A 26,643-nucleotide genomic window follows, 5' to 3' on the forward strand; every position below is an offset into this window, starting at 1 on the left:
GCGACTGGCAACTGGACAGGAACGCGCTTCCTCACTAACGGCCAGCCATGACCATCCAGCCTTCAGATTCCATCCTTATCGTCGATTTCGGTAGCCAAGTTACCCAGCTCATTGCCCGACGCGTGCGCGAAGCGGGGGTGTATAGCGAAATCGCCCCCTATAACGCCGCCGAGGCTGCGTTTGAGCGGATGAAGCCCAAGGGCATCATCCTGTCCGGCTCACCCGCATCGGTGCCCGAAGATGGCAGCCCGCGCGCGCCGCAATGTCTTTTTGATTCAGGCCTTCCGATCCTCGGCATATGCTATGGCCAGCAGGTAATGAGCCACCAATTGGGTGGCGAAGTGCGACCCGGGCATGAGACGGGAGAAGGCGGCGAATTCGGTCGTGCTTTCCTGACGGTGACCGAGGAATGCATATTGTTCGACGGCCTCTGGCAGGTCGGTGAGCGGCATCAGGTGTGGATGAGCCATGGCGACAAGGTGACGCGCTTTGCTCCCGGCTTCCGCATTGTCGCAACCTCGGACGGCGCACCCTTCGCTCTGATCGCCGATGACGAACGCCGCTATTATGGCACCCAGTTCCACCCAGAGGTGGCACACACCCCAGACGGGGCAAAGCTGATCGCCAATTTCGTGCACAAGGTCTGCGGGCTTACGGGCGACTGGACAATGGCCGAATTCCGCGCCACCAAGATTGCCGAAATCCGTGAACAGGTGGGTTCGGGGCGTGTGATTTGCGGGCTTTCGGGTGGGGTCGACAGCTCGGTCGCCGCGATCCTGATCCATGAGGCGATTGGCGACCAGTTGACCTGCGTCTTCGTCGACCATGGCCTGCTGCGCCTTAACGAACGCGAACAGGTCGAAAGCCTGTTCCGCGATCATTACAATATCCCGCTCGTCGTCGTCGATGCCGAGGAACGTTTCATGGCGGGGCTTGCAGGTGTCACCGACCCTGAAAAGAAGCGCAAGTTCATCGGCGCTGAATTCATCAACGTCTTTGAGGAAGAGGCGAAGAAGATTGGCGGCGCCGATTTCCTGGCCCAAGGCACGCTCTATCCGGATGTGATCGAAAGCGTCAGCTTCACCGGCGGGCCTTCGGTGACGATCAAGAGCCACCACAATGTCGGCGGCCTGCCCGAACGCATGAACATGCAACTGGTCGAGCCGCTGCGCGAACTCTTCAAGGACGAGGTGCGGGCATTGGGCCGCGAATTGGGCCTGAACGACCAGTTTGTCGGCCGCCACCCCTTCCCCGGCCCCGGCCTCGCCATCCGCATCCCCGGCGAAGTCACCAAGGAACGGTGTGACATATTGCGCAAGGCCGACGCGGTCTATCTGGAGGAAATCCGCAACGCCGGATTATATGATGCGATCTGGCAGGCATTCGCCGTGCTCCTCCCCGTTCGGACCGTCGGCGTGATGGGCGATTACCGCACCTATGACAGTGTCTGCGCGCTGCGTGCGGTCAACTCGGTCGACGGCATGACCGCCGACATCTACCCCTTCGACGCCGCCTTTTTGAGCCGCGTCGCAACGCGGATCATCAACGAGGTGAAGGGCATCAACCGCGTGGTGTATGACTATACGTCAAAGCCACCTGGGACGATCGAGTGGGAGTAGCAGGAAGACCCAGGCTGCGATTCCTGCTGCGCTTAATCGGCGCGGCCATGATCTTGTACATCGCAGTTGTGGCTGTGGCTTACTTTAACCAAAGAAGTTTCCTCTATCATCCAGACACCAAACGCTACACGCCTGCACAAGCAGGTCTGGATGACTTTCAGGAAATAGCGATCACCATCCCGGAAGCGCGCCTTGTCAGTTGGTGGCGACCGCCGGCTGATCCCAATGAACCAATCATCATTGCCTTCCATGGCAATGGCGGTGCGCTTGCCGATAGGGCCGGCCATTATGCGGACATTGCCGGAAAAGATTTTGGCCTGCTGACCGTTGGCTATCCGGGCTATGGCGGCAATGGCGGCGAACCGAGCGAGGCTGCCTTTTTCAAAACGGCGCTGGCGAATTATGACTGGTTGATCGGGCAGGGCTATAAAGCGCAGAATATAGTCATTCTGGGCCAGTCGATGGGAACTGGAGTAGCCGTGTTGCTGGCAGAAAAACGGCCCTCGGCGGGATTGGTGCTCCAATCGCCCTATACCAGCATCGTCGAAATGGCGGCCATCCAGATGCCCTTCATTCCGGCAGAATTTTTGCTGAAGGATCGGTTCGACAGCCTGTCGCGTATAAGCAGGATCAAGGTGCCCATTGGGTGGATTCACTCACGAAAGGATGAGCTGATTCCATTTGCGATGGGCGAACAATTATTTGCCGCAGTCCGGTCGCGCAAATGCAAGCTGACGCTGAACGAAGGTGGGCACAATGACATGAACAGCTTTGCCGTTGCTGACTTTGCCAGGCGCAATGCCGTTGCGATGGTGAAGGACAAAAACTGCAGCCAGTGACAGGCTGCCGCTGGTCTAAACCGCTACAAACTTCCCCGCTTCGCGATCCTTCCTGACCTTCAGCCCGTCAAACACCTGCCCGCTCATCGCGATCCACACTCCCGGCGCCGCAACTTGCGCCGTCGCAAAGGCCATACCGAGGTTGAAGTTCGCATCGGTCTCGGCGAAGCGGGCCGGGCTGAGCGCGCCGGTGAGGACGATGGTTTTACCGGGGACTTGCGCCGCGAGCACTTTGGCGGTTTCGGTCATCGTGTCGGTGCCGTGGGTGACGACGATGTGAGTTTCGGGGGCTTCGCGCGCAGCGCTGGCGATCAGGGCGCGGTCGGCGTCGGTGAGTTCGAGGCTATCCTTGCGCATCAGCTCAACCAGCCGATAGGGCATGGCAACGCGCGCCTCTTTGAGCAGCGCCGGAATGCCACTGTCGACTATCTGATATTCCGACAGCGCATCGAAATAATTTTTGTCGATCGTTCCACCGGTGGTGAGGATGAGGATGCCTTGGTTTGTCATGGCAGGGCGCATAGACCATGGCGCGCCGCAGGAAAAGCCGAAGCCTATTTAGAGGCAGGCAAGCCCTCGGCGATCCAGAAGCGCGAGATCGATGCCTTTTGCCTGATCGGGGCGATCGCCTGATACTCCGCCGAATGGTAAAAGGCGCGCGCCGCCTCAAAGCTTGGATATTCGACAATCACGAAGCGTCCGGCGGGCGGTGGGCCTTCGAGTTGCTCGACCCGTCCGCCGCGCGCCAGATATTTGCCGCCATATTTGGCAACGGCCGCCCCGGCGCCAGGAACATAGGCCTTATAGCTTTCCGCATCGGTCACCTGCACTTCGGCGACGATATAGCCTTTGGGCGTTTTGGCCGGTTTTGCGGCAGCATAACCACCTGCCGCTGCCAGCGCTGCCAGCGCCAAAGCCCAACCTATATGCACCCTCATACTTGCCTCCCCTTATCCATCCGCTAGAGCAGCAGATGATAGCAAGGACGAACAAATGAGCATCACATTTTACGGCATACCCAATTGCGACACGGTGAAAAAGGCGCGCGTCTGGCTGGACGGTAAGGGAATTGCCTATGCCTTTCACGATTACAAAAAGGCCGGAGCAGATGCCGGCAAACTGAAGAGCTGGTGTGCGGCGAACGGGTGGGAAACGATCCTCAACCGGGCTGGCACGACCTTCAAGAAACTGCCCGATGACGCGAAAGCGAACCTCGATGAGGCCAAGGCGATTGCGCTGATGCTCGAACAGCCGAGCATGATCAAACGCCCGGTTCTCGAATATCCGGGCGGGCTGCTGGTCGGGTTCAAGGCGCCCGAATGGGAGGCGGCGTTCGGGGCATGAACCCGATTGCGACCGCGCTTGCCGGACAGATTGGGGGTTGGCTGACCCCGGGCACGCCGTTGATCGTCGGGTTGTGCGGTACGCAGGCTTCGGGCAAATCGACCGCTTGCGCGCAATTGGCCGAGCATTTTACGGGGCAGGGGTTGCGAGTTGGCACCTTGTCGCTCGACGATCTCTATCTCGGGCGGACGGTGCGTGCAGGGCTGGCGGAGCAGGTGCATCGGCTGTTTGCAACGCGCGGGCCGCCGGGGACGCACGATACCGCGATTGGCATCGCGACCCTCGACGCGGTTAAAGCGGGTCGATCCGTGATGCTTCCCCGTTTCGACAAGCGCGCGGACGAACCGCTGTCGTCGCGCGATTGGCCGCTGCTCGAAGGGCCGTGCGACCTGCTGCTGTTCGAAGGCTGGTGCGTTGGCGCCGTGCCAGTGCCTGCCGACCTGCTCGCGCAACCGGTCAACGATCTCGAACGCGACGATGATCCGGACGGGATCTGGCGCGAATATTGGAACACACATCTCGCAGGAGAAACGGCTGACCTATTCGCCTGCATCGACCGGCTGGCCTATCTGCGTCCGTTCTCGTTCGAGGTCGTTCATAAATGGCGCTGTGAGCAGGAGCATGGATATCAGGCAGTGGATGGTGCGCAACGCGCCGCCGCTGCGATGACCGACGAACAGGTCGCCCGCTTCATCGCCCATTATGAACGGCTGACGCGCTGGATCATGGAAGCGATGCCCGGTCGCGCGGATGTAACAATCCAGTTGGATGAAGCGCGCTCCCCTGTTTCGGTTTCGGTGCTTGCGTGAAAATCAAACTGCTATCTTGTATCGCTTTGGCCTTGTCAGCCTGTAACATCGGTACAGCCCATGAAGGAAAATCGGCCATGGCCAAGGACCCGATCATCATCGCCCATAGAGGGGCCAGCGGCGAACGGCCCGAGCATACGATCGCCAGCTACACTTTGGCTATCGAGCAGGGGACGGACTATATCGAGCCCGATCTGGTGCTGACCAAGGACGGCGTGCTCGTCGCGCGGCACGAGAACGAGATTTCGGAAACCACCGATGTTGCCGACAAACCCGAATTTGCCGACCGCAAGGCGACGAAGACCATCGATGGCCAGAAAATGACCGGCTGGTTCACCGAGGATTTCACGCTCGCCGAGCTCAAGACGCTGCGCGCAAAGGAACGGCTGCCGATGCTGCGCAAGGCCAATATGGCCTTTGACGGTCAGTTCGAAATCCCGACCTTTGAAGAGATAATCCTGCTTGCCAAAGCCAAGGAAAAAGAGACCGGTAGGCGCATCGGCATCTATCCTGAAACCAAGCATCCCAGTTATTTCGCTTCTATCGGATTGCCGCATGAGGCGCCCTTGCTGTCGATGCTCGAAAAGCATGGCTATTCGCAAAAGGACAACCCGCTGTTCATTCAGAGTTTTGAGGTTGGCAATCTGAAGGCGCTTCGCGGCAAGACGAAGCTGCGCCTCATCCAGCTCATGTCGAAAGACGATGGACCGGCGGACAACCCCGCAACCAAATACGCGGCCATGGCCTCGCCCGACGGGTTGAAGGCTATCGCAACTTACGCCGATGGTATTGGCGTCGAAAAGGCGATGGTCATTCCGCGAACGATGCTTGGCAATCTCGGCGAGCCGACGTCGCTGGTGGCGGATGCGCATGCCGTGGGGCTCGATGTCCATATCTGGACCTTCCGGCGCGAAAATTATTTCCTGCCGCTGGGCCAGCGAAGTGGGCTGAATCCTGCGGGGCATGGCGATCTGGTGGCGGAGATAAAGGTGTTTCTGGCGACCGGGATCGACGGCTTCTTTAGCGACAATGTCAGCGAAGCGGTGTCCGCCGCCCGATAATCAGGCGACTATTGCGCGTGCAATGGCGCGGATAGAATCGGGATCGGCGATAAAAGCCATGTGCGAACATTCGAGCTCGGTTGCATGGTCGGTTTCGCCTATCCGTCCACGTGCTGCCTCGGGCGCTACAACACCATCGCGCGCCGACCAGAAGGCGAAGGTGGGCACAGGCGGCTTTTCGTGCAGAACGGCTTCGACGGGTGGATTGTCGACCTTGTGACCCGCCACAAATTCATAGACCCGCCAGGCATTATTGGCGCGCGGATGGGCTGAAAAGGGACTGCCCAGCGTGATGACGCGCGACACACGGTGCGGCGACCGCTTGGCATATTCGCGCGCGATCACGCCACCCAGGCTCCAACCGACCAAAGTTGCCGGGCAATCGATTTCGTTGCGATCAAACTGCAGGTCGATCTTTTCGAACAGATCGGGGGAAACCCCGCCATTGCGCCCAAGGCCCCAACCATGCGCGCGAAACCCAGCCTGATCGAGTGAACGGCGCAGGCGGGCCGTGGTGCGGTCAGATGCCAGAAAACCGGGAATGACGAAAACATTCTTGCCCCGGCCTATGACATCCAGTGGAACTGGCGCCGCAAAGGTGGCCCGGATACGCGTATAGGCGAAGCCTGCAACCTCGCGCGCCAGCAGCGGCAAGGCCGGGGGCGTTGCACGTGCTTCGTGCGCGGCAAGAATCGAGAGCGGGGTTGTCGCCATGGCGACGGTTTAAGCCCACCGCAGATTTATGAAAGATTTATGACATTACCCACAGGCAAAATTCGATCAGCGGTCAGCTTTCGGGGACAGGCAGCGTCGCCGCCGGGTTTTCCTCCGGTGCCGATTCAAAGGGCGCAGGCGCGACGACCGGCTGCTGCGCGACCATCGGCATCGAAAGCGCCGCATTTTCCAGGCTGTCGAGCGCGCGTTGCGTTTCGACATAACGCCGCGCCTTGGCTAGCCAGTCCCGCGCATTCGCGGCACCCGGCATCGCCGCGACCAGGCGGATGGCGGATTCGACATTTCCGGTTAGAACAAGATCGCGAGCTCGCTGCAATTGCGCGTCGGCTGTGGGCGGTGGCGCATCCGATGTATGCAAAACAAACATCGTCAGGATTTCCTGTCGGAAGCGCGACCAAGACATTTCCGGTTCGCGCGACAATTGGGGGGCGATCGAATCAAATTCGGCCGCCAGCTTCACGGGCGTCATGCCCTCTTTCTCGGCAGCCTTGATTCGCGCCAAAGCCTGCGGCTGGCTTTGCCCGAAGGCGGTTTCGATCCGCAGGTCGAGGTCGCCCAGCGGAGCGCCTGCATTAATCGCCCGGCGTACCGCCATCGCCACCAGCATTGCTTCGGTACGCGCGGAATCGGCAATGGGTTGAAGGATCTGGGGTGTGACGGGAGATGCCAGCATCGGATTGGTCGGCGGAGCCGCAGGTTCGGGCAATGCCGCAACTCGCGCGTCAGACCCGGACAGCGGTGTCACATCCCATGGCGCAAGGCCAGACGAGGAAAGCCAGCTGATTGCCAGCCCGCCGCCGACAAACGCCAATATCGAAAGCGCTACAGCTGCTCTCCAGTTCAATATATTTCCCCTGCGACCTTTATATGCGCGCCTGCTTACCAAGCGCACGCGCTGCCGACAACAGCGCTTCGTCGCTGGGGTGGTGGGCAATGGCTATGGCTTGCCAGCCCGAGCCTGCCGCGGCGGCAATGGCTTCCGAAAACGCAGCCAGCCGGAGATTAGTGCGTGAAAGGCGCTGGGCGTCCACGAATTCGGCAAACTTCTGCGCGCCGCGAGCGGAATGCAGAGCGACCATATCCGCACTGGCGACGATCGCCCGCGCATCCGAAGGAAGTTTGGCCGGTTCGGCAGCATAAACGATCCGCGTTTCCACCCGAAGGCTTTCGGGCTCTTCGAAACGCGTGTGATCCTCGCCTGTCAGCCATAGCAGCCGATGATGGCCAGCAGCGCTTGCCAATTGCAGCGCACCAACGACCCCTTTCGTTCCAGTCGACGCCAATGTCTGGCCCTTGGCCGCAACCGCATCGGCGCTGTTTCGACCGACTGCGTGCACTGGCAAGGCTTCATATACGTCCAGTCCGCCCCCGGCATGGCGCACGGCGTTGGCGCTGGTGATAAGCAGTGCATCGAAATACGATGGGTCGGGGGCGTCCCAACCACGCGCCCGCACTTCGAAAAACGGCAACTGCAGAGGTTCAAATCCGGCCTCTCGTGCCCGCTTGGCGCTGGCATCATTGCCCGGTTGCGGGCGGATGATGAGCAGCTTCATCCTTCGAACAGCGCCCGCAATTCGGGCGAAGCCGCGTCAAGGAGTTGGCGGGCGAGCATCGCGGGCGCCAAATGATCGCCCGGTTTGCAAGCGATTGCCGCCTGCTGTCGCTCACTGCCGTCGTCACGAAGGATCTCGCCCTTGAGCGTCAGTATGTCACCCTGCCAGACAGCCTGAGCCGCGACCGGCGAATGACAGGTGCCGCCCAGTGCCTCAAGAAAAGCACGCTCAGCCATCACGCAGTCGAAAGTCTCTTGGTGGTTTATCGGCGCCATCAGTGCCGCAATTTCGGTACGCTCGACAAGGCAATCGATGCCGATCGCGCCTTGTGACGCGGCAGGCAGCATTTCGGTCATCTCGATGGCGGTTCCGATATTGCCTTGGCCCAATCGGGCGAGCCCTGCTGCGGCCAGCAAAGTCGCGTCGAAATCGCCGTTCTCAACCTTGGACAGCCGTGTTGCGACATTACCCCTGATGCTCTCGGTTGTGATGTCTGGACGCAGGGCTTTGAGCTGTGCCGCGCGACGTGGGCTGGAGGTGCCGACTTTGGCACCTTGCGCGAGCGCCGCGATGCTCTCCGCACCGATCAACCGGTCGCGGACATCGGCGCGCGGAAGCATGGCTACAATCCCGAATATGCTGGCACGGACGGTTTCGACATCTTTCATCGAATGCACCGCGATGTCGATTTCATGGGTTAGCAAGGCGCGCTCCAGCTCCTTGGTCCACAACGCCTTGCCGCCGATTTCGGCGAGCGGCCGGTCCTGAATCTTGTCCCCGCTCGACAGCATAGGAACGAGGACAACTGCCGCTTCATTCCAGCCATGCGCCGCCAGCAGCGCCGCCTTGGTCATCTCCGCTTGCGCCAGAGCGAGCGGAGAAGAACGGGTGCCGATGCGGAGCGGAGAGGTAAGGGCCAAGGTCATGCGGCTTGTCCATAGCGGGGCATATCCCTAAGGGGAAGCCGATGGCAGTGATTTTGGGCCTTGAATCGAGTTGCGATGAAACCGCAGCCGCTTTGGTGCGTTCGGACCGCACGATATTAAGCCATGCGCTGGCGGGGCAGGAGGATCATCACCGCGCTTTTGGCGGCGTCGTGCCCGAGATTGCTGCGCGTGCACATGCCGAACTGATGATGCCTCTGGTCGAAACCGCGCTCGCCGATGCGGGGATAACGCTGAACGATGTCGACGCGATTGCCGCGACCGCCGGGCCGGGGCTGATTGGCGGGGTTATGGTAGGGCTGGTGACCGCCAAGGCGCTGGCGATGGCGGCGAATAAACCGCTGATTGCGGTCAACCACCTCGAAGGCCACGCGCTGTCGCCGCGGCTGATCGATCCTGATTTGGAGTTTCCCTATTTGCTGCTCCTCGTTTCGGGCGGGCATTGCCAGTTGCTGCGGGTCAACGCCGTCGGCGATTACGACCGGCTGGCGACCACCATCGATGATGCGGTGGGCGAGGCGTTTGACAAGAGCGCCAAGATTTTGGGCCTCGGCTTTCCCGGCGGTCCTGCGGTTGAGAAGGCCGCCAAGCTGGGCGATGCGAAGGCCGTCCCGTTGCCAAGGCCTTTAAAGGGTGCCGACGAGCCGCATTTCAGCTTTGCTGGCCTCAAAAGTGCGGTTCTGCGCGCGCATGAGGCAGGGACGCACAAGCCCGAAGATATTGCCGCCTCTTTCCAGCAGGCAGCGGTCGATTGTCTGGAAGACCGGCTCGAATACAGCCTGTCGCGGATCGATCCGCTGGGTGCGCTGGTGGTGGCAGGCGGGGTGGCCGCCAATGATGCGATCCGCGCGATGCTGCAACGCGTGGCCGAGCGATACGGCATGCGCTTCGTCGCACCTCCGCACTGGCTGTGCACCGACAATGGCGCGATGATCGCCTGGGCGGGGGCGGAACGCTTTGCCGCTGGACTGACCGATCCGCTCGACGTCGCCGCGCGCCCGCGCTGGCCGCTTGATCCGGATGCAGAGGCCGTGCGCGGCGCAGGAGTGAAGGCATGACTGGGCAACCGATCGGCATCATCGGCGCAGGCGCATGGGGCACCGCGCTTGCCAGCGTGATGGCGCAGAATCATGAACAGGTGCTGCTCTGGGCGCTCGAGCCCGAGGTGGTCGCAGCGGTGAATGCGGGGAAGGGCAATCCGCTCTACCTCCCCGATCTCGCATTGCCATCGACAGTCCGCGCCACTGGCGATCTTGCCGACATGGCGGGCTGTTCGGCGCTGCTGCTGGTGACGCCGGCGCAGCATTTGCGCAAATCGCTCGAACGCCTACCCGAAACCGATGCGCCGCTGCTGCTCTGCTCGAAAGGCATCGAGGCGGGCACGCAAATGCTGGTCTCCGAAATCGTTGCCGAATTGCGGCCCTACAATCCGCTCGCGGTGCTCTCCGGCCCCACTTTCGCGCATGAGGTGGCGGCGGGGAAGCCGACCGCGATCACGCTGGCTTGTGAAAGCGAGGTGCTGGGCAAGGTGCTGATGCGGCTGGTCGCAACGCCCGCCTTCCGGCCCTATTGGTCTGACGATGTCGTCGGGGCGGAGATTGGCGGCGCGGTTAAAAATGTGCTCGCCATCGGTTGCGGTGTGGTCGACGGCGCGGGGCTTGGGCTGAATGCCCGTGCGGCACTGATCGCGCGCGGTTTTGCCGAGATGCAGCGATATGGTCTGGCGCGCGGCGCACAGGCGGAAACGCTCGCCGGGCTGTCGGGGCTGGGCGATCTGGTGCTGACCTGCTCTTCCGAAAACAGCCGCAATTTCTCGCTTGGTCGTGGGCTGGGGCAAGGTAAGGCTGCCGCCGAACTGATGGCCGACCGGCGCACCGTGGCAGAGGGGGCTTTCACTGCACCCGTCCTTCTTGAATCCGCGCAGGCGCTGGGCGTTGAGATGCCGATCGTCGCGGCGGTCTGCGCGCTTCTCGATGGCAGTGCGAGCGTTGGGCAGGTCGTCGAAGCGCTGCTGTCGCGCCCGCTAAAGTCCGAAAGGTGACAAGGCGGCGCCATTGCCCTACCATCCAGTTTCACACCGTAGTCCTGAGCCTGTCGAAGGACGCTTTTCAGCTGTGGCGCGTCCAGTGAGCCGCCCTTCGACAGGCTCAGGGCTACGGTCAAACATAGACTGCAGTTTCCGCAAACGGAGGGGTGTTTGACGGCAACCGTGCCCGATCAAAACGAAGCCGATCTGAAGGCGCTTGCCAAGGGCGGGCGGACCAATGTGTTCGGCTTTGTCCTGCGGCTGCTCGCGCGCTTGCCCTTCCTGTTCATCGCCGGGCGGCTCTACGGGCCAGAGGTGCTGGGGCGCTTTGCCTATGCGATATTAATCGTCGAATTTGTGGCACAGCTGGCGACGCTCGGTCTGCGGCGCGGGCTGGCCGAGGCCTTGTCGAAGCAGGACCGACCCGACACCCATGTTGTTGGCGATGCGATACTGGTCGCGACCTTCGCCTCGGCGCTGGGGGCTGCTGTGCTGATCGCGCTGCCGCAACTGATGTTCCCCAACAGCCCGCTGAACGGGCTCGATCGCTATTTGCCGCTGACGATTTTCGCGATTGTCTGGACCGATATTGCGCTCGCGGCACTTGCCTATCGCTTCGACGTCGCCTCGACGGTGCGCGCGCGCGCCATTGTAGAGCCGTGGATGATCAGCATCGCGGCGGGCGCGCTCTTCTTCTATTCGGCGCGCGACGGCCTGATCCTGTCCTATGTCGCTTCGATCCTTGCCGCGATGCTCACCGCCTTGTGGCCCCTGTGGCGCAGCTATGGGACACCGCAGGGCTGGCGACCCCGCCCGGTTGAGCTCTATCGTCTCGCGCGCCGCAACCTGCCGCTCGCGGCTGCCGATGCCGCCGAATGGGGCAGCCGCAGGCTCGATCTCGCGATCCTTGGCCTGTTTGCCAGCCCTGCTGTCGTCGGCATCTATTATATCGCGCAACAGGTCGCGAGCCTGCCGCAGAAACTGAAATCGAGTTTCGATCCGATCCTCGGCCCCGTCATCACCCGCAATTTGCAGGCGAAAAATTATGGGGAGATTGCACGCCAAGTCGGCCAGGTCGGTTTCTGGATCATCGCCGCGCAGGTAGGCATCGCGCTCGCGCTCGGCATCCCGGGTGAGGCGGTGATGGGGCTGGTCGGGCCCGAATTTGTCGGCGGGACGGCAGCGATGGCCTTCCTGCTCGCGGCAGAGGTAGCTGCCGCCACAGCCGTGGTTAGCGAAAGCGCACTGGTCTATATGGCGCGGCACCGCAACCTCATATTGTCGCTGGCGATGTTGGCGCTGCAGGTCGTGCTCAGCCTGATCCTGATAGAGATGGTGCCGATGCTGCCGTTGAAGCCCGAATATCGCGGGTTGGCGCAGGCCGCCGCAGTTGCCGCCGCGTTGATGCTCGCTTTGGGCTTCGCCTCGGTCGCCAAGGCGATCTTGCTGGCAAAGCTGCTGGGCGAGCCTTTGAGCATCTGGCGCTGGACCTTGCTCCCCGCCATCGCCACCGCGATCCTGATCGGCATCGGCGTCACTCGACTGCCCGAATGGGCCGAACTCGCGCTCGGCATCCCGGCGATTTTGGGCGTGTATCTGTGGGTGATCTGGCGCTGGGGTTTCGGCCCCGAAGACCGCGTCTTGTTCAAAAGGTAGGCTATGACGAAGAAGACCCTGTGGAGCCGCGCGCGCGATATGGCGGAGAAAGCCCCGCCCGAGCGCAACCGCTATGTCGATTTCCTGCGTGCGCTGTCCATCATGGCTGTCGTGGTCGGCCACTGGCTGGTGGCAGCCCCCTATATGCAGGACGGCGCGGTCGTCGGCGGGCATCTGCTCGGCATCATCCCCTGGACACAATGGCTGACCTGGGGATTCCAGGTGATGCCGCTCTTCTTCCTCGTCGGCGGTTTTTCTAACGGGATGAGCTGGGCCGCGACCCGCCGCAAAAATGGCCATTATGCCGACTGGTTCGGCAGCAGGGTGCAGCGGCTGATCAATCCCGTCCTGCCGCTGTTCCTGATCTGGACGCTGTTTGCCGCCTTTGGCACCGCGCTGGGCGTGGAGCGCGGGATTGTGAAAATGGCGGCGCAACTGGCGCTGGTGCCGGTGTGGTTCCTCTCGGTCTATCTGATGGTCTCTGCACTGGTGCCGCTGACCTGGAGCCTGTGGCAGCGTTTCGGCCTCGGCTCTTTCTGGGGCTTTGTCGCGGGCGCGATTGCCGTTGACGTGCTGAGCATCCATTTCGAAGTACCCTATATCAATTTCGCCAACTTCCTCTTCGTCTGGCTGGGTGTGCACCAGCTGGGCTATGCCTGGGGCGCGGGGCGCATCCGCAATCCCTGGGTCTGGGCGGTGTTCGGCGCAATTGCGCTCGAAATGCTCGTCTATTTCGGTCCCTATCCGGTGGCGATGATTGGCGTTCCGGGCAGCGAGCTCAGCAACTCCATGCCGCCCACGCTCGCGCTGTTCGCGCTGGGCGTCGCGCAGGCGGGGCTGGCGCTGGCGCTGGAAAAGGCCGGGCGGCGGATGCTGGATAATATGGCGCTGTGGACCGCGACCGTCCTCCTCAATGGCATGATCATGACGGTCTATCTCTGGCACCTGACCGCCTTTGTCTTTGTGATGGTTGCGGCGTGGCTGCTGGGTGGCATCGGTCTGCACAGCGCGCCCGGCAGCGGCGGCTGGTGGCTCGCCCGCCCGGTCTGGTTTGCGCTGTACATCGCAATGCTGCTCCCCCTGATCGCGCTCTTCGCCCGGTTTGAGGCAGCGCGCGGCATGCCCGAACGCGAAGCCCCCGTGCCGCATTGGCGGCTGGTCACCGGCCTGATCCTGACCTGCGCAGGATTGGCCTTCACCGCCGCGATCAGCATCGCAAGCCCCGAGGGTGTGACGGGCGTAAGGCTGTGGGTCGTGGCGCTGCCCTTTGTGGGGGCGGCACTGATCGGCTTTGGCCCGGTAAGGGATTTGTCGAAACGGGTAAGCGGAGTTTGAACGCACGGAAGCGCTCTGATTTTCCTGCGTCAAACCGCCATAATCCTCCATGTAAGCAATTGCGTATGCGATTTTTCTAGCGAACTGACTAAGCCGTTCTAGTCTTACTCGTATCTGCTAACTCGACTCGAGGAGTGCTGTTCCGATGCGACAGAAAACGCGCCTTTCCCTATATGCCGCCTCCGCCGCCGTCTTATTATTGACAGTTGCCTGCTCAGGCAATGGCGGGTCGAGTGATGGCGAAGGGTCGCAAGTCGAACCCGAACTGGCGCAGACAAGCGACCCTTTGATCCTGAAGGCCCGGGACCTGTTTAAAGTGATCCCGTTGAATACGCCGAAAATCGACGGCGTGGTTTCCACGCCCGAGTTGGTCGAACTGGGCAAGACATTGTTCTTCGAACCACGCTTGTCTGCAACCCATTCGATCAGTTGCGCTTCGTGCCACAATCCGGGGCTTGCCGGCGCGGACAATTCTCCTTTCTCGGCCGGCTTCCACGGTGCGCGCGGAGGCAGAAACTCGCCCACCGTTCTCAACGCGGTTTTCAATTTTACGCAGTTCTGGGACGGGCGAGCGAAGGATTTGATCGAGCAAGCCGGAGGGCCGCTGGTTAATCCGGTAGAAATGGCGTCGCCCAAGGCCCATGTGACCGAACAATTGCTTGCGTTGCCTGGCTATACGACTTTGTTTGCCGCTGCCTTCCCGGGCCAGAAAGAGCCTGTGACGCTGCAAAATGCGCAAATCGCCATCGCCGCTTTTGAGGCAACGTTGACTACACCCAACGCGCCGTTTGACAAATATCTTCGGGGCGAAGCGACGGCACTGGACGGGTCGCAAAAGGCGGGGCTTTCCTTGTTTATCGATAAGGGCTGCGCTGCTTGCCACGGCGGTACCAATCTCGGTGGGACAATGTATCAGAAATTTGGTGTTACCGGAGATCCCGGCCCAATTTATCGACCAGTGAATGACAAAGGTCGGGGCGGCGTCACCGGTAACGCAGCGGAGGACTATTTCTTCAAGGTGCCGACCCTGCGCAACATAGAATTGACCGCACCTTATTTTCACACTGGATCAGAGCCAGATCTCAAAAAAACGATCGACGTTATGGCGAAAGTCCAAATGGGTCAGACGCTTAGTGCGACGGAAATAGATCAGATTGCTGCCTTTTTGGGTTCGCTCACCGGCGATCAGCCCAAAGTTACGGTTCCGAAATTGCCAGCGAGCGATGCCAAATCTCCCGCGCCCGACAAATAAGATATGGCGCCCCGCCGAAGATGTGGCGAGTATTGGCGTGTTGGTAGTTTAAAAACTAGTGGGAGGTTCCGTCGAAAGTCAGCTTCGGCTTGCCCCCACCCCAAAACCAGCACATATAGCGAACATGGCTGAACTCATCATCCGCCGCGGCCTCGAGGAGCCCGAGACCGACGGCAGTTTCATCCCCCACCGGCCCGAACGGCCGCCCAAGGTGGAGGGGGGGAAGCCGTTTGTCTTGCAATCCGAATATGAACCCGCGGGCGATCAGCCGACGGCGATCAAAGAGCTCGTCGAAACCGCGCTGACCGGCGAGAAAAATCAGGTGCTGCTCGGCGTCACCGGTTCGGGCAAGACCTTTACGATGGCAAAGGTGGTGGAGGCGTTGCAACGCCCCGCCTTGGTGCTCGCGCCCAACAAGATCCTCGCGGCGCAGCTTTATGGCGAATTCAAAAGCTTCTTCCCCGACAATGCGGTCGAATATTTCGTCAGTTACTATGACTATTACCAGCCAGAGGCCTATGTGCCGCGCAGCGACACCTATATCGAGAAGGAATCGAGCGTAAACGAGGCGATAGACCGGATGCGCCACTCGGCCACCCGCTCCTTGCTCGAACGCGACGATGTGCTGATCGTCGCCTCGGTCTCGTGCCTCTATGGTATCGGCTCGGTCGAAACCTATTCGGCGATGATCTTTGACCTGAAAAAGGGCGAAAGCGTTGACCAGCGCGAGCTGATCCGCAAGCTGGTCGCGCTCCAATATAAGCGCAACGACGCCGCCTTTGCGCGTGGTAATTTCCGCGTGCGCGGTGACAATCTGGAACTCTTCCCCAGCCACCTTGAGGATATGGCGTGGCGCATCAGCTTCTTTGGTGACGAGGTGGAGGAGATTGCCGAATTCGATCCGCTGACGGGCAAGACCGGGGTGAAGCTCAACAGCGTGCGCGTCTATGCCAACAGCCACTATGTCACGCCCGGGCCAACGATGAAGCAGGCGACCGAGGCGATCAAATTCGAGCTCGTCCACCGGCTGGAGGAGCTGGTTGCGGAGGGCAAGTTGCTTGAGGCGCAGCGGCTTGAGCAGCGCACCAATTTCGATCTGGAGATGATCGCAGCGACCGGCAGTTGCGCAGGCATCGAGAATTATTCGCGCTTCCTGACCGGCCGTCTGCCCGGCGAGCCGCCGCCGACCTTGTTCGAATATCTCCCCGACAATGCTTTGCTCTTTGTCGATGAAAGCCACCAGACCATAGGGCAGGTCAACGGCATGTCGCGCGGGGACCATCGGCGCAAACTGACCCTCGCCGAATATGGCTTTCGCCTGCCGTCTTGCATCGACAACCGGCCGTTGCGCTTTAACGAGTGGGAGGCGATGCGGCCGCAGACGGTGTTCGTCTCGGCAACCCCGGGCGCGTGGGAGATGGAGCAGACCGGCGGTGTCTTTGCCGAACAGGTGATCCGCCCCACCGGCCTGATCGACCCGCCGGTCGAGATCAAGCCGGTCGAGGATCAGGTGCAGGATTGCATCAACGAATGCCGCAAGACCGCCGAGGCCGGATACCGCACCCTCGTCACCACGCTGACCAAGCGGATGGCGGAGGATTTGACCGAGTTCATGCACGAGGCGGGGCTGCGCGTGCGCTATATGCACTCAGACGTGGAGACGCTCGAACGAATCGAGCTAATCCGCGATTTGCGGCTGGGGGTTTATGATGTGCTGGTCGGCATCAACCTGCTGCGCGAGGGGCTCGACATTCCCGAATGCGGGCTGGTGGCGATACTCGATGCCGACAAGGAAGGGTTTTTACGGTCGGAGACTTCGCTGATCCAGACGATCGGGCGGGCGGCGCGCAATGTCGATGGCCGCGTGATCCTCTACGCCGACCGCGTCACCGGCAGCATGGAACGCGCGATGCGCGAGACCGATCGACGGCGCGAAAAGCAACACGCCTATAATCTCGAACATGGCATCACGCCCGAAAGCATCAAACGCGACATCCACAATATCGTCGCCGACACCGCGTCGCGCGATGGAGTCTTGGTGGAGATCGATGCAGAGGGTGCCAACAACCTCGTCGGCCACAATCTGCGGGCGTATATCGAGGAACTGGAGAAGAAAATGCGCGCCGCCGCCGCCGACCTGGAGTTCGAGGAAGCCGGGCGGTTGCGCGACGAAATCCGCGCGCTGGAGGCCGAGGAACTTGGCCTACCCCACGAACAACGCGTGGCGGCTCCAAGAGGGCGCGCGCAGGAAGGCAAGCCGGGGACGCGGAAACTGCGGTACGGCAAGACGCAGCGGAAGTTTGGGCGGTAGGCTATCAGTGGCCTCGCAGTAGCAGGCTTGACAAATAATCATTTTGATGATTTAACTTCAGAATGAGTGAAAACGATCTGATTGGCCAGGCTGAGTCAATACCGTTCAGTCGTGCAACTGCTGCGCGAGTGGTGGGCGTCCCAACAGCACGACTCAATAATTGGTTGGATCGGAATGAAATTTGGCAAACTGACCGTGGCACCCGGTTTCATAGATATTATCGATTGAAAGAAATTTTCGATTTGGCTGGTTTCGCGCAAATGCGATTGGCTGGAATTCCCGAGCGACGTTGCGCGCAATTCGTCAGAAATTACGGATTTTACCGTGGCTTTCTGCATCTCGATTTGGACGGAACTCAAAGCCAGCATTTCAGTATGCGAGATGGTGAATGGCAGCTTGGCGTTTTTGATCCGAATGCCGTTCTGGTTTTAACAATCAACATGCGTGAATTGGCCGTTCAAATCTTTTCTCGGATAGCCTCGGATTTAACGACGCACCCGAATGAATGGCCAAAGGAGGCGGCGGACTCTTTTTCTGCGTATTACAAATGGGCCCTGCAAATGGATCGTCTGCCGGCAGGTTCTATTCCGACTCTTGAATATGCGGGATGCGTCGGATGACCACCAACATTGACAAATCTCCAAATGTCCTATATGAAGGACAGGCATATCAAGTGATGCAAACGACAGAGTTTGCCGCTTGGTTGCCTACTTTGCGTGATCGGAGGGCATCGGCGAAAATCGTTGAGCGTCTGTACCGGGCATCGAATGGCAATTTTGGAGATGTGAAAAGTGTTGGCGGTGGAGTTTCCGAAATGCGGATTGATTATGGACCGGGCTACCGCGTCTATTTCAGCCAGCGTGGAAATGAGCTGGTCATTCTTCTCTGTGGAGGCGATAAGCGAACCCAGAAGCGAGACATACTTCTCGCTCGTGAGCTCAAAGCGGAGATAGACAGTGGCGGTGGAGCTTCGTCCCTTTGATCCGGCCCGGCACCTCGAAACCGAGGAAGATATCTTCTATTTTCTTGAAGCGGCGATGGAAGGCAACGATCCAAAGCACATAGCAGGCGCGCTCGGTGTCGTCGCCCGTTCCAAGGGCATGACCGAAATCGCCAAGAAGTCCGGCCTTGGCCGACAGGCGCTTTACACGGCACTTTCGGAGAACGGCAACCCAACGCTGGAAACGCTAATGGCGGTTCTAAGTGCGCTTGGCCTTGAGTTGACCATCCAAAAACGCGCCGCCTAATCCGCCGCCTTCCCCACATCGCCTACCCGCGCCCAGGTGCGGGCATATTCCAGTTGGTCGAGCCCGAAGGTGCGGATGGCTGCCGGATAGAAGGGCGCGAACATACGCGTCATCGGGCCGATCCAGCCATTGTCGCTGACCACGGCGGCGCGGTGGATGAAGTTGCGGTGCGACAGGTGGAAGAGCAGGTCTTTCCACCACACCTGCGCATCCACCCAGCCGATATCGCGGACGACCTCGACCACGTTCAGCTGCTCGTGCGTCTTGAGCAATTCATCGACCGCTGCGACCGCGGCTTCATAGTCGGCCTTGTGGATCACTCCATCGACGGTGAGTTCGAGATAACCGGCTTTGGCGTCTGTATCGACCTTGAGCATCGCAATGTCCTTTCCTGATTGCGTGCAGGATGGACTCGCAGCTGCCTGATGTCATTGACCACCGTCAAACTATAGTCAGCTTTTGCGCGCGCGCTTTGCTTCCTTTTTGGCGGCCTTGTCGAGCTCTGCCAGCAGGCCGTTCGACAGGGTGAACCCTGCGGATTTGGGCGGCGCGGCGGCTGCGATGCGCACCGGTGCAGGCTTGGGCTTGGTTGCTTCAATAACCGCTGGCGTGGCCGAAGGCCGCGAAGGCGGTGTCTTTGCCAACACGCTGGCGAGAGCCGCGCGGGCTTCCTTTTCCTTGCGGGACTTTTCCGGATAGATGAAACCGTGCAGCGGCCATTCATTGCCGCCGAGCACGCTGTTCGGGGTGTACCAGACGCGCACCCGGCTCCAGTCATTGCCTTCGGACACGTCAATCACGCGCACATCTTCCTCGATATGTCCGCGGATCCCATCGATGGTCGACCAATTGGCGTGGCTGATGAGCAGCGTGCGCCGGTCGACGATCTTGCGGACAGCGGCAACATGGCCGAGCCGCATATTGCCGTGGGGCACGAACGCCATCACCGCGCCGACCTTGGGCGTATTGCCCCGCTGATATTTTCCCTCTGCCTGATTCCACCAGGTGTGGGCATCGCCGAAAATCGTCACGCCCGTCAGTGCGCGGGCAAAGGGCACGCATTGCAGCCCTTCATACAGCGCGTTGGCCGGGCTGGCTGCAAGGGCCAGGGCGATCAGGGCAGGGGCGAGCAGGGTTTTGCGCATGGCAGGGCTGTTAACCGCGTCATGCTCAAATTGTGACTAAGCCCTATGGTTAACGGCGGTGTAACATCCTGTTACTTCGCCGCCGAATATCAGCGCAGCAGACCCGATGCCCGCTTGCTGCGAGCGTAGAAAAACAGCGCAATCGCCACGACCCATATGAAGATGGTGATGTACATAGCCGCAGGTGGCATGATTTCGCTCGCCTTCACTTCGGAAAGCCCGAACTGCCAGATCGAGCTGACCAGCAAGCCCAGCAGCGACAGCCCGAATGCGGTTACCGCGTGGCGATTGCGCATCAGAAGCAGCACCGATCCCGCCAGAGCGCCCCAGACCCCCAACGCCCATGTCGCATCCATCCAGGCCGGAAAGCTGTCGAAATAGGCCAGCTGCTCGGGCGTGAACGCTGCGAGATATTGGGCATTCTTGGTTTGCGTCATCGTATAATCGAATGCGCCATAGGCATTCCACAGCAGTGACAGCCCGCTGATGATCCAGAAGCCGATCGGTGTTTTTGTTTCGCTATTCATGGCATTCCTCCCCCGAGAAGGCATTTAACATAATCGCAAAACACCCGGGCAGCAATCGCGTTAATATAGAAGTCGAATGAAATGATATGTTGTAACGTCGGGCGGGATTTGTCATATAGCGACTCAGGAAGGCAGTAAAGTGATCGCATTGCAGGCATATTGGCGTGAAAAACGCTGGGACGGGCTCGGTCTGAGCCTTGCTGGCCTGTGCCTTGTCCACTGCCTCGCCACTTCGATCGTTTTCGCCTTGCTGGCTTCGGCTGGCGGCGTCCTGTTTTCACCGCTGATCCATGAAGTCGGCCTCGCGCTGGCGATCGTTTTCGGGATCGTCGCGCTGGTCAAGGGCCTGTTCGAACATGGCTTTATGATGCCGGCTGCAATCGGCTCACTCGGCATCGGCGTGATGTCTGGCGCGCTCACCTTGCCGCATGGCGGGACGGAGATTGTTTATACGATGGTTGGGGTCGCGATTCTCGCGCTCGGCCACGACCTCAATCTGCGCGCTTCGCGCTAAGCCAGCGCGGCCTTGCCCCCGGGGGCGAAAAGGCCTAAATTGCAAATATGGCGACGCACGCACATCATCATCACGAACATCATGGGCACGATCTGGCCGATGCCGCCAAGTCTGCGCTGACCGCTGCGGGCGAGCAGTGGACCGATATGCGCGCCGATATCTTTGCGGTGCTGGCGACCTTTGACAAGCCGGCCTCTGCCTATGACATTGCCGATCTGGTCTCGCAAAAGCGCGGCAAACGCGTGGCGCCCAACAGTGTCTATCGCATCCTCGACCTGTTCGTGTCGAACAATCTTGCCAGTCGGGTGGAAAGCGCCAACGCCTATCTCGCCAATGCGCATCCCGGCTGCTTGCACGATTGCATCTTCCTGATCTGCGACACGTGCGGGTCGGCGACGCATATCGACGATGACAGCCTGACCGGCAATGTCCGCAAGGCTGCCGAGGCGGCTGGCTTCCATGCCGTCCGCCCCGTGGTCGAGGTGCGCGGCACCTGCGCCGACTGCGATTAGGCTACGGGCAAATAACCCGTTCGACACATCCCGGAAACATCGCTAAAGCTGCCTTGCATGACTGACACACCCGTCACGCCCTTGCTCGACAAGGTCAAAATTCCCGCAGATCTCCGAAGGCTGGAACCTTCCCAGCTCCGCCAGCTGGCAGACGAATTGCGCAATGAAACAATAAGCGCGGTCTCGGTAACCGGCGGCCATCTGGGTGCCGGGCTGGGTGTGGTCGAGCTGACCACCGCAATTCATTATGTGTTCAACACCCCCGAAGACCGGCTGGTCTGGGATGTTGGCCATCAATGCTATCCGCACAAGATCCTCACCGGACGTCGTGACCGTATCCGCACATTGCGCACCGGTGGCGGACTGTCCGGCTTTACCAAGCGGACCGAGAGCGAATATGATCCCTTCGGCGCGGCGCACAGCTCGACCTCGATTTCGGCCGCGCTCGGTTTCGCCATTGCCAACAAGCTGAATGACAAGCCCGGCAAGGCGATTGCCGTGATCGGCGATGGCTCAATGTCCGCCGGCATGGCTTATGAGGCGATGAATAATGCGGAAGCCGCAGGCAACCGGCTGGTTGTTATCCTGAACGATAATGACATGTCGATTGCACCGCCGGTGGGCGGGCTATCGGCCTATCTGGCGCGGCTGGTATCGTCACGGCCTTTCCTGTCGTTGCGCGAAGTCGCCAAGCGCATCTCGCGCAAATTGCCCGAGCCGTTGCACATCGCCGCCCGCAAGACCGACGAATTTGCGCGTGGCATGGCGATGGGCGGCACATTGTTCGAGGAACTGGGCTTTTACTATGTCGGCCCGATTGACGGGCATAATCTCGACCATCTGATCCCCGTCCTCGAAAATGTTCGCGATGCAGCCGAAGGGCCGTGCCTGATCCATGTCGTCACCAAGAAAGGCCATGGCTATGCCCCCGCAGAGGCGGCGCCGGACAAATATCATGGCGTGGTCAAATTCGATGTCATCACCGGCAAGCAGGACAAGGGCCCTGGTGGCGGCCCGCCCGCTTACCAGAATGTCTTTGGCGAAACGCTCGCCAAGCTGGCTGAGACGGATGACAGGATAGTCGCGATCACCGCTGCGATGCCGAGCGGCACTGGCGTCGACAAATTTGCGCAGGCACACCCGACACGCTCTTTCGACGTCGGCATTGCCGAACAGCATGCGGTGACCTTTGCGGCAGGCCTTGCCGCGCAAGGCATGCGCCCCTTCTGCGCGATCTATTCGACCTTTCTGCAGCGCGCCTATGATCAGGTGGTGCACGATGTCTGCATCCAGAACCTGCCGGTGCGTTTCGCGATTGACCGCGCCGGCCTGGTGGGGGCCGATGGCAGCACCCATGCCGGTTCGTTCGATGTCACCTATCTGGCGACCCTGCCCAATATGGTGGTGATGGCCGCGGCCGATGAGGCGGAGCTGGTGCATATGACCTATACCGCCGCCTGCCATGATAGCGGCCCGATCGCCTTCCGCTATCCGCGCGGCAATGGCACCGGTGTGGCACTGCCCGAAGTGCCGCAGCGGCTCGAAATCGGCAAGGGCCGCGTGGTGCGCGAAGGCAAGACCGTCGCGATCCTCTCGCTCGGCACCCGCCTCGCGGAAGCGCTCAAGGCTGCCGACACGCTCGACGCCAAGGGTCTATCGACGACGGTTGCCGACCTTCGCTTCGTCAAGCCACTCGACGAAGACCTGATTCGCCGCCTGATGGCGACGCATGAGGTGGTTGTGACGGTGGAGGAAGCCTCAATCGGTGGGTTAGGCGCGCATGTGCTGACGCTGGCGAGCGATCTGGGCCTCACCGATGGCGGCCTGAAAATCCGCACCATGCGCCTGCCCGATGCCTTTCAGGAACATGACAATCCGCAAAAGCAATATGACGACGCCGGGCTAAACGCGCCGCAGATCGTCGATACCGTGCTGAAGGCGCTGCGCCACAACAGCGCGGGTGTGGAGGAAGCGGGGGTTCGAGCTTGAACATGCTAGCGGTTTTACTCGCCCTCTTGGCGGGCACCGACCAATCTGCGGCGTTGCAAGCTCAATTCGATTATGCTGCAAAATGCCGAGTTCACACCCAAATGATGCCTGCCATAGCCAAGGATGTGAGCGGAAGGCAAACGGGCGAAGCGGTATATGCTTACTGGATCAAGGAAAGCGATCGTCTTGGCAAGAAGCTCGGGCGCACGAAAGAACAGCTTGAACTCGACTATCTGCTTATCGAAATAAAGGCAGATATGGATCTGCTGATGGACTGCGCGAAGAAGACCAAGGGCGTCTTTAAAGACTGATTACTCCGGAACAGCAGCCTGTGCGCTTTGTCCGTCGCCTTCAGGGGCGGCGATGATGTCGCGGGTGACGGCACCCTTGTTCACTGTCGCCGTTTCCGGATCGCCCACGGTTGAGCGGATGCCCATTTCGCTGGTGCCCGCTGCGGCCACAACCGCGCGTTCGCCAGCCGAGCGGGAGGCATCGCCGCCGAACATCGCTTCGAGGACCTGTTCGGGCGAGCTGCCGTCACTTTGGCGGGGGACACCTGCCTGTGCGGGGAGCAGCGGATAATCTGGCGGGACAATCAAAGGCGCAACGCGGCTGGTGGTGGCCGCTTGCGGCGCGCTGTCACCGCGAATGTCCCAGTCATAGAGCGCCTGATAAGCGCCGCCAACCGACTGGCAGCCGGAAAGGCCAAAAAGCGTGGCCGAAGCGGCGCTGGCGAGGATGAGTTTTTGTTTCATAATATCCGGCCTTATTGCTTGGGGGTGCCGAACATGGCGTCGAGCATCGCTGCCTTGGTTTCGCCTTCCTGCGGACGCGGAGCGCCCGGCTGCGGCGTGGGCAGTGTCGACAGATCAGTGGGCACCGCCAAAGGAGCGGCACGACCGACGGCGAATTCGTCGGGCCGTTCGCGGTCAAACACGCTGGTCGAACCGCAGGCCGACAGCGCCGAAAGCGCCAAAAGGCCCGCTGTGGTGATGATAAACTTCCGCGTCATGGTCACTCCGCTATCCCGTCCCCGCTTGACGCGGGATGAACGTCTTCCCTTTCGCGTATCAGGAACGCGCGGGCAAGCAATATCAGCACGCCGATGGTGATGCAGGCATCGGCCAGGTTGAAAATCCAGAAAGGGCGGAAATTGCCGAAATGCAGGTCGGCATAATCGACGACATAGCCATAGCGCACCCGGTCAACAATATTGCCCAGCGCCCCGCCCAGCACCATCGCCAGTGCAAGGACATCACCGCGCAATTTCTCGCGCCACATCCAGACGGCGACAATGCCCGCGATCAGGGCGGTGAGCGCGACTAGCAGCCAGCGTTGCGCCTCGCTGTTCGCCTCCAGGAAGCCCATCGATACGCCGCGATTTTCGGCCCAGGTCAGGTCGAAGAAGGAGACAATATGGATCTGCCTGCGACTCTGCAGTGCCAACGGGCCGATCATGATGAACTTCACCGCCTGATCGGCGATGAACAGGAAGGATGCGAGCATCAGGCCCTGCAGACGGTATTTGGGGTTGGTCATAGGATCCAATTAGCCATCTAAACCAACGCCGTCACCCTGAACTTGTTTCAGGGTCCATTCTGCCTCTCTACCCTTCGGTTGAGGTTGAAAAATGGATGCTGAAACAAGTTCAGCATGACGGGGTGTTTGAAAGACCACTTCACCCATTCAGCACCTCTTCGCAACGCCCGCACAGCGCGCCATCCTCGGTCACTTCGGGCAGGTGTCGCCAGCAACGGCCGCATTTGTGGTGGTCGGTGCGGGTAACTGTGACTCTTGGATTTATATGCCCATGATCCAATTCGACCGACGAAGTCGCAATGGGATCCAATCTAACTTCCAAGTTAGCTATTGAAGATAAAACCAATAGTTCAGCAAATTCAGTAGTTTGCAGAGCATCGAGTTCAATAATCGTGTCTACTTCAATGCTCACATGAGCTTCTAATGTTGACCCTATCGTCTTTTCGCGACGAGCTTGCTCCAATGACTGATGAACAAAAGATAGCATACGCCGTTGGTATTCGATTTTAGAGGCCATCATGCCATCCCCTCAATTTGCGGCACCACGGGCCATTCCAGCAAATGCACGCTGTCGGCATCGGGATAACGCGAAGCCCAAACCTCTTCCGCCGTGAACACCAGCACGGGCGCCGCATAGCGCACCATTGCGTGGAACAATATGTCGAGCACTGTGCGATAGCTGCGGCGTTTCAGGCTCTCCGGCGCGTCGCAATAGAGGCAGTCCTTGCGGATATCGAAGAAGAAGGCCGACAGGTCGTTATTGGCGAAATCGGACAGCAGGCGGACATAGGTGTTGAAGTCGAAATCTTCGACCGCTTGCTTCAGTTTCGCGTCCATGTCCGCGAGCAAATGGAGTACATAACGCTCCAGTTCGGGCATATCCTCGACAGACACTTTTTCCGCATCCGAAAACCCGTCCAGCGCCCCCAGCAGATAGCGGAAGGTGTTGCGCAGCTTGCGATACTGGTCGGCCACGCCCTTCAGGATTTCATCACCGATGCGGTGATCCTCGGTGAAATCGACCGACAGCGCCCACAGCCGGATGATGTCCGCGCCGTTGGTTTCCATCACCTTCAGCGGGTCGACGGTGTTGCCGACCGACTTGGACATTTTCAGGCCCTTTTGGTCCATGGTGAAGCCATGCGTCAGGACGGCGTTATAAGGCGCGCGCCCGCGCGTGCCGCAGCTTTGAAGCAGCGACGACTGGAACCAGCCGCGATGCTGGTCGCTGCCTTCGAGATAGAGATCGGCGGGCCAGCTGAGTTCAGGCCATTTGCCCGATTCTAGCGTGAAGACATGGGTGCAGCCCGAATCGAACCAGACGTCGAGGATGTCGAACACCTGTTCATAATCCTCGGCCTTATAATCGCTGCCCAGATATTCCTGCGCACGTGCGGCTTCCCAGGCATCGACGCCCTCGGCCTTGATCGCTTCGACGATCCGCGCGTTGACGGCGGGGTCGTTCAGATATTGGCCGGTCTTGCGATCAACAAACAGCGTGATCGGCACGCCCCATGCGCGCTGGCGGCTGAGCACCCAGTCGGGGCGACCCTCAACCATGCTGCCGATACGGTTGCGGCCCTTTTCAGGCACCCAGCGGGTGTCGGCGATGGCGGCGGTGGCGAGTTCGCGCAAGGTGGGGCCAATGCCGGTTGCGTGGCCGACGGCAAAGTCCCCCTCCCCTTC

The 26,643-nt window shown here is 60.4% G+C and carries 30 protein-coding genes and 1 pseudogene; 18 read left to right on the top strand and 13 right to left on the bottom strand.

Translation table 11 applies throughout. The features are described from left to right. Nucleotides 1–47 precede the first annotated feature (47 nt). A complete protein-coding gene (gene guaA / locus ABL922_RS04540) occupies nt 48–1,619 on the top strand; it encodes a glutamine-hydrolyzing GMP synthase (RefSeq protein WP_349023018.1) in 1,572 nt (523 codons plus the stop codon). A gap of 47 nt (nt 1,620–1,666) precedes the next feature. Next, the gene (locus tag ABL922_RS04545; protein WP_349023019.1) at nt 1,667–2,458 is read left to right on the top strand and encodes an alpha/beta hydrolase; all 792 of its coding nucleotides are present in this window, start codon (nt 1,667–1,669) and stop codon (nt 2,456–2,458) included. A 15-nt stretch (nt 2,459–2,473) separates the two neighbouring features. Here the strand turns inward: ABL922_RS04545 and ABL922_RS04550 are convergent, their stop codons facing one another. After that, nucleotides 2,474–2,968: an asparaginase domain-containing protein gene (locus tag ABL922_RS04550; RefSeq protein ID WP_349023020.1), complete on the bottom strand. Its 495-nt coding sequence runs from the start codon at nt 2,966–2,968 to the stop codon at nt 2,474–2,476. A 44-nt stretch (nt 2,969–3,012) separates the two neighbouring features. Then, nucleotides 3,013–3,396 (bottom strand): DUF1330 domain-containing protein, encoded by a 384-nt coding sequence (locus ABL922_RS04555; RefSeq protein WP_349023021.1) that lies wholly within the window; start codon nt 3,394–3,396, stop codon nt 3,013–3,015. 55 nt (nt 3,397–3,451) lie between these two features. Between ABL922_RS04555 and ABL922_RS04560 the strand changes: the two genes are divergently transcribed. The 3 genes from ABL922_RS04560 (at nt 3,452) to ABL922_RS04570 (ending at nt 5,672) form a co-directional block, all read left to right on the top strand. Then, a complete protein-coding gene (locus tag ABL922_RS04560) occupies nt 3,452–3,802 on the top strand; it encodes an arsenate reductase (RefSeq protein ID WP_349023022.1) in 351 nt (116 codons plus the stop codon). Continuing rightward, on the top strand, nt 3,799–4,611 hold the full coding sequence (locus ABL922_RS04565) for a kinase (RefSeq protein WP_349023023.1): 813 nt from the start codon (nt 3,799–3,801) through the stop codon (nt 4,609–4,611). The genes ABL922_RS04560 and ABL922_RS04565 overlap by 4 nt, the downstream gene beginning before the upstream one ends. Before the next feature lie 77 nt (nt 4,612–4,688). Then, nucleotides 4,689–5,672 carry a glycerophosphodiester phosphodiesterase gene (locus ABL922_RS04570; RefSeq protein ID WP_349023024.1) on the top strand — a complete coding sequence of 328 codons (984 nt, stop codon included), beginning with the start codon at nt 4,689–4,691 and terminating at the stop codon, nt 5,670–5,672. Here the strand turns inward: ABL922_RS04570 and ABL922_RS04575 are convergent, their stop codons facing one another. The 4 genes from ABL922_RS04575 to hemC form a co-directional block, all read right to left on the bottom strand. After that, a complete protein-coding gene (locus ABL922_RS04575) occupies nt 5,673–6,386 on the bottom strand; it encodes an alpha/beta hydrolase (protein WP_349023025.1) in 714 nt (237 codons plus the stop codon). Between the two features lie 73 nt (nt 6,387–6,459). Further along, nucleotides 6,460–7,251, bottom strand: coding sequence for a hypothetical protein (locus tag ABL922_RS04580; protein ID WP_349023026.1), 792 nt, complete (start codon nt 7,249–7,251; stop codon nt 6,460–6,462). A gap of 19 nt (nt 7,252–7,270) precedes the next feature. Beyond that, nucleotides 7,271–7,960, bottom strand: coding sequence for a uroporphyrinogen-III synthase (locus ABL922_RS04585; RefSeq protein ID WP_349023027.1), 690 nt, complete (start codon nt 7,958–7,960; stop codon nt 7,271–7,273). Then, nucleotides 7,957–8,886 carry a hydroxymethylbilane synthase gene (hemC, locus tag ABL922_RS04590; protein WP_349023028.1) on the bottom strand — a complete coding sequence of 310 codons (930 nt, stop codon included), beginning with the start codon at nt 8,884–8,886 and terminating at the stop codon, nt 7,957–7,959. The genes ABL922_RS04585 and hemC overlap by 4 nt, the downstream gene beginning before the upstream one ends. Before the next feature lie 41 nt (nt 8,887–8,927). Here hemC and tsaD point away from each other — a divergent pair, with 41 nt between their 5' ends. The 9 genes from tsaD (at nt 8,928) to ABL922_RS04635 (ending at nt 18,731) form a co-directional block, all read left to right on the top strand. Further along, on the top strand, nt 8,928–9,962 hold the full coding sequence (gene tsaD / locus ABL922_RS04595) for a tRNA (adenosine(37)-N6)-threonylcarbamoyltransferase complex transferase subunit TsaD (RefSeq protein ID WP_349023029.1): 1,035 nt from the start codon (nt 8,928–8,930) through the stop codon (nt 9,960–9,962). After that, on the top strand, nt 9,959–10,945 hold the full coding sequence (locus ABL922_RS04600) for an NAD(P)H-dependent glycerol-3-phosphate dehydrogenase (protein WP_349023030.1): 987 nt from the start codon (nt 9,959–9,961) through the stop codon (nt 10,943–10,945). The genes tsaD and ABL922_RS04600 overlap by 4 nt, the downstream gene beginning before the upstream one ends. Nucleotides 10,946–11,113: 168 nt before the next feature. After that, nucleotides 11,114–12,586, top strand: coding sequence for an oligosaccharide flippase family protein (locus ABL922_RS04605; protein WP_349023031.1), 1,473 nt, complete (start codon nt 11,114–11,116; stop codon nt 12,584–12,586). A 3-nt stretch (nt 12,587–12,589) separates the two neighbouring features. Beyond that, nucleotides 12,590–13,921 (top strand): acyltransferase, encoded by a 1,332-nt coding sequence (locus ABL922_RS04610; protein ID WP_349023032.1) that lies wholly within the window; start codon nt 12,590–12,592, stop codon nt 13,919–13,921. Nucleotides 13,922–14,120: 199 nt separating this feature from the next. After that, nucleotides 14,121–15,173, top strand: a complete 1,053-nt coding sequence (locus ABL922_RS04615) for a cytochrome c peroxidase (protein ID WP_349023033.1) — start codon at nt 14,121–14,123, stop codon at nt 15,171–15,173. A gap of 124 nt (nt 15,174–15,297) precedes the next feature. Beyond that, entirely contained in the window at nt 15,298–17,484 is a 2,187-nt protein-coding gene (gene uvrB, locus ABL922_RS04620; RefSeq protein ID WP_349023034.1) for an excinuclease ABC subunit UvrB, read from the top strand. Nucleotides 17,485–17,546: 62 nt separating this feature from the next. Then, complete coding sequence (locus ABL922_RS04625) at nt 17,547–18,104, top strand: hypothetical protein (protein ID WP_349023035.1); 558 nt, start codon at nt 17,547–17,549, stop codon at nt 18,102–18,104. After that, nucleotides 18,101–18,466: a type II toxin-antitoxin system RelE/ParE family toxin gene (locus tag ABL922_RS04630; protein WP_349023036.1), complete on the top strand. Its 366-nt coding sequence runs from the start codon at nt 18,101–18,103 to the stop codon at nt 18,464–18,466. The genes ABL922_RS04625 and ABL922_RS04630 overlap by 4 nt, the downstream gene beginning before the upstream one ends. Then, complete coding sequence (locus tag ABL922_RS04635) at nt 18,447–18,731, top strand: addiction module antidote protein (RefSeq protein WP_349023037.1); 285 nt, start codon at nt 18,447–18,449, stop codon at nt 18,729–18,731. The genes ABL922_RS04630 and ABL922_RS04635 overlap by 20 nt, the downstream gene beginning before the upstream one ends. Here ABL922_RS04635 and ABL922_RS04640 read toward each other — a convergent pair. From ABL922_RS04640 to ABL922_RS04650, 3 genes are all read right to left on the bottom strand, one after another. Beyond that, nucleotides 18,728–19,108 (bottom strand): STAS/SEC14 domain-containing protein, encoded by a 381-nt coding sequence (locus ABL922_RS04640; RefSeq protein ID WP_349023038.1) that lies wholly within the window; start codon nt 19,106–19,108, stop codon nt 18,728–18,730. The two genes, ABL922_RS04635 and ABL922_RS04640, sit on opposite strands and share 4 nt — an antisense overlap. Before the next feature lie 75 nt (nt 19,109–19,183). Continuing rightward, nucleotides 19,184–19,876 carry a CHAP domain-containing protein gene (locus ABL922_RS04645; RefSeq protein ID WP_349023039.1) on the bottom strand — a complete coding sequence of 231 codons (693 nt, stop codon included), beginning with the start codon at nt 19,874–19,876 and terminating at the stop codon, nt 19,184–19,186. Between the two features lie 89 nt (nt 19,877–19,965). Beyond that, on the bottom strand, nt 19,966–20,403 hold the full coding sequence (locus tag ABL922_RS04650) for a hypothetical protein (protein ID WP_349023040.1): 438 nt from the start codon (nt 20,401–20,403) through the stop codon (nt 19,966–19,968). Between the two features lie 139 nt (nt 20,404–20,542). Here ABL922_RS04650 and ABL922_RS04655 point away from each other — a divergent pair, with 139 nt between their 5' ends. From ABL922_RS04655 to ABL922_RS04670, 4 genes are read left to right on the top strand one after another with little or no spacing between them, the layout of a single operon-like run. Next, on the top strand, nt 20,543–20,917 hold the full coding sequence (locus ABL922_RS04655; RefSeq protein WP_349023041.1) for a MerC domain-containing protein: 375 nt from the start codon (nt 20,543–20,545) through the stop codon (nt 20,915–20,917). Nucleotides 20,918–20,964: 47 nt separating this feature from the next. Then, nucleotides 20,965–21,429: a transcriptional repressor gene (locus ABL922_RS04660; RefSeq protein ID WP_349023042.1), complete on the top strand. Its 465-nt coding sequence runs from the start codon at nt 20,965–20,967 to the stop codon at nt 21,427–21,429. 57 nt (nt 21,430–21,486) lie between these two features. Beyond that, nucleotides 21,487–23,418: a 1-deoxy-D-xylulose-5-phosphate synthase gene (gene dxs / locus ABL922_RS04665; RefSeq protein ID WP_349023043.1), complete on the top strand. Its 1,932-nt coding sequence runs from the start codon at nt 21,487–21,489 to the stop codon at nt 23,416–23,418. A gap of 26 nt (nt 23,419–23,444) precedes the next feature. Then, nucleotides 23,445–23,729: a hypothetical protein gene (locus tag ABL922_RS04670; RefSeq protein ID WP_349023044.1), complete on the top strand. Its 285-nt coding sequence runs from the start codon at nt 23,445–23,447 to the stop codon at nt 23,727–23,729. Here the strand turns inward: ABL922_RS04670 and ABL922_RS04675 are convergent, their stop codons facing one another. The 4 genes and pseudogenes from ABL922_RS04675 to ABL922_RS04690 all read right to left on the bottom strand — a co-directional run. After that, nucleotides 23,730–24,173: a DUF3035 domain-containing protein gene (locus tag ABL922_RS04675; protein WP_349023045.1), complete on the bottom strand. Its 444-nt coding sequence runs from the start codon at nt 24,171–24,173 to the stop codon at nt 23,730–23,732. Nucleotides 24,174–24,184: 11 nt separating this feature from the next. After that, nucleotides 24,185–24,430, bottom strand: coding sequence for a DUF3035 domain-containing protein (locus ABL922_RS04680; RefSeq protein ID WP_349023046.1), 246 nt, complete (start codon nt 24,428–24,430; stop codon nt 24,185–24,187). A gap of 2 nt (nt 24,431–24,432) precedes the next feature. Next, complete coding sequence (gene lspA / locus ABL922_RS04685) at nt 24,433–24,957, bottom strand: signal peptidase II (protein ID WP_349023047.1); 525 nt, start codon at nt 24,955–24,957, stop codon at nt 24,433–24,435. 139 nt (nt 24,958–25,096) lie between these two features. Then, nucleotides 25,097–26,643 (bottom strand): annotated as a pseudogene (locus ABL922_RS04690) (class I tRNA ligase family protein); the annotation flags it as partial.

The organism is Sphingorhabdus sp., assembly GCF_040079335.1.
Classification (GTDB): domain Bacteria; phylum Pseudomonadota; class Alphaproteobacteria; order Sphingomonadales; family Sphingomonadaceae; genus Sphingorhabdus_B.

Excerpts from the sequence above, each read along its gene's own strand:
- guaA (WP_349023018.1), top strand. The coding sequence starts at position 48 with ATGACCATCCAGCCTTCAGATTCCATCCTTATCGTCGATTTCGGTAGC.
- ABL922_RS04545 (WP_349023019.1), top strand. The coding sequence starts at position 1,667 with ATGATCTTGTACATCGCAGTTGTGGCTGTGGCTTACTTTAACCAAAGA.
- ABL922_RS04550 (WP_349023020.1), bottom strand. The coding sequence starts at position 2,968 with ATGACAAACCAAGGCATCCTCATCCTCACCACCGGTGGAACGATCGAC.
- ABL922_RS04555 (WP_349023021.1), bottom strand. The coding sequence starts at position 3,396 with ATGAGGGTGCATATAGGTTGGGCTTTGGCGCTGGCAGCGCTGGCAGCG.
- ABL922_RS04560 (WP_349023022.1), top strand. The coding sequence starts at position 3,452 with ATGAGCATCACATTTTACGGCATACCCAATTGCGACACGGTGAAAAAG.
- ABL922_RS04565 (WP_349023023.1), top strand. The coding sequence starts at position 3,799 with ATGAACCCGATTGCGACCGCGCTTGCCGGACAGATTGGGGGTTGGCTG.
- ABL922_RS04570 (WP_349023024.1), top strand. The coding sequence starts at position 4,689 with ATGGCCAAGGACCCGATCATCATCGCCCATAGAGGGGCCAGCGGCGAA.
- ABL922_RS04575 (WP_349023025.1), bottom strand. The coding sequence starts at position 6,386 with ATGGCGACAACCCCGCTCTCGATTCTTGCCGCGCACGAAGCACGTGCA.
- ABL922_RS04585 (WP_349023027.1), bottom strand. The coding sequence starts at position 7,960 with ATGAAGCTGCTCATCATCCGCCCGCAACCGGGCAATGATGCCAGCGCC.
- hemC (WP_349023028.1), bottom strand. The coding sequence starts at position 8,886 with ATGACCTTGGCCCTTACCTCTCCGCTCCGCATCGGCACCCGTTCTTCT.
- tsaD (WP_349023029.1), top strand. The coding sequence starts at position 8,928 with ATGGCAGTGATTTTGGGCCTTGAATCGAGTTGCGATGAAACCGCAGCC.
- ABL922_RS04600 (WP_349023030.1), top strand. The coding sequence starts at position 9,959 with ATGACTGGGCAACCGATCGGCATCATCGGCGCAGGCGCATGGGGCACC.
- ABL922_RS04610 (WP_349023032.1), top strand. The coding sequence starts at position 12,590 with ATGACGAAGAAGACCCTGTGGAGCCGCGCGCGCGATATGGCGGAGAAA.
- uvrB (WP_349023034.1), top strand. The coding sequence starts at position 15,298 with ATGGCTGAACTCATCATCCGCCGCGGCCTCGAGGAGCCCGAGACCGAC.
- ABL922_RS04625 (WP_349023035.1), top strand. The coding sequence starts at position 17,547 with ATGAGTGAAAACGATCTGATTGGCCAGGCTGAGTCAATACCGTTCAGT.
- ABL922_RS04630 (WP_349023036.1), top strand. The coding sequence starts at position 18,101 with ATGACCACCAACATTGACAAATCTCCAAATGTCCTATATGAAGGACAG.
- ABL922_RS04640 (WP_349023038.1), bottom strand. The coding sequence starts at position 19,108 with ATGCTCAAGGTCGATACAGACGCCAAAGCCGGTTATCTCGAACTCACC.
- ABL922_RS04645 (WP_349023039.1), bottom strand. The coding sequence starts at position 19,876 with ATGCGCAAAACCCTGCTCGCCCCTGCCCTGATCGCCCTGGCCCTTGCA.
- ABL922_RS04650 (WP_349023040.1), bottom strand. The coding sequence starts at position 20,403 with ATGAATAGCGAAACAAAAACACCGATCGGCTTCTGGATCATCAGCGGG.
- ABL922_RS04660 (WP_349023042.1), top strand. The coding sequence starts at position 20,965 with ATGGCGACGCACGCACATCATCATCACGAACATCATGGGCACGATCTG.
- dxs (WP_349023043.1), top strand. The coding sequence starts at position 21,487 with ATGACTGACACACCCGTCACGCCCTTGCTCGACAAGGTCAAAATTCCC.
- ABL922_RS04675 (WP_349023045.1), bottom strand. The coding sequence starts at position 24,173 with ATGAAACAAAAACTCATCCTCGCCAGCGCCGCTTCGGCCACGCTTTTT.
- ABL922_RS04680 (WP_349023046.1), bottom strand. The coding sequence starts at position 24,430 with ATGACGCGGAAGTTTATCATCACCACAGCGGGCCTTTTGGCGCTTTCG.
- lspA (WP_349023047.1), bottom strand. The coding sequence starts at position 24,957 with ATGACCAACCCCAAATACCGTCTGCAGGGCCTGATGCTCGCATCCTTC.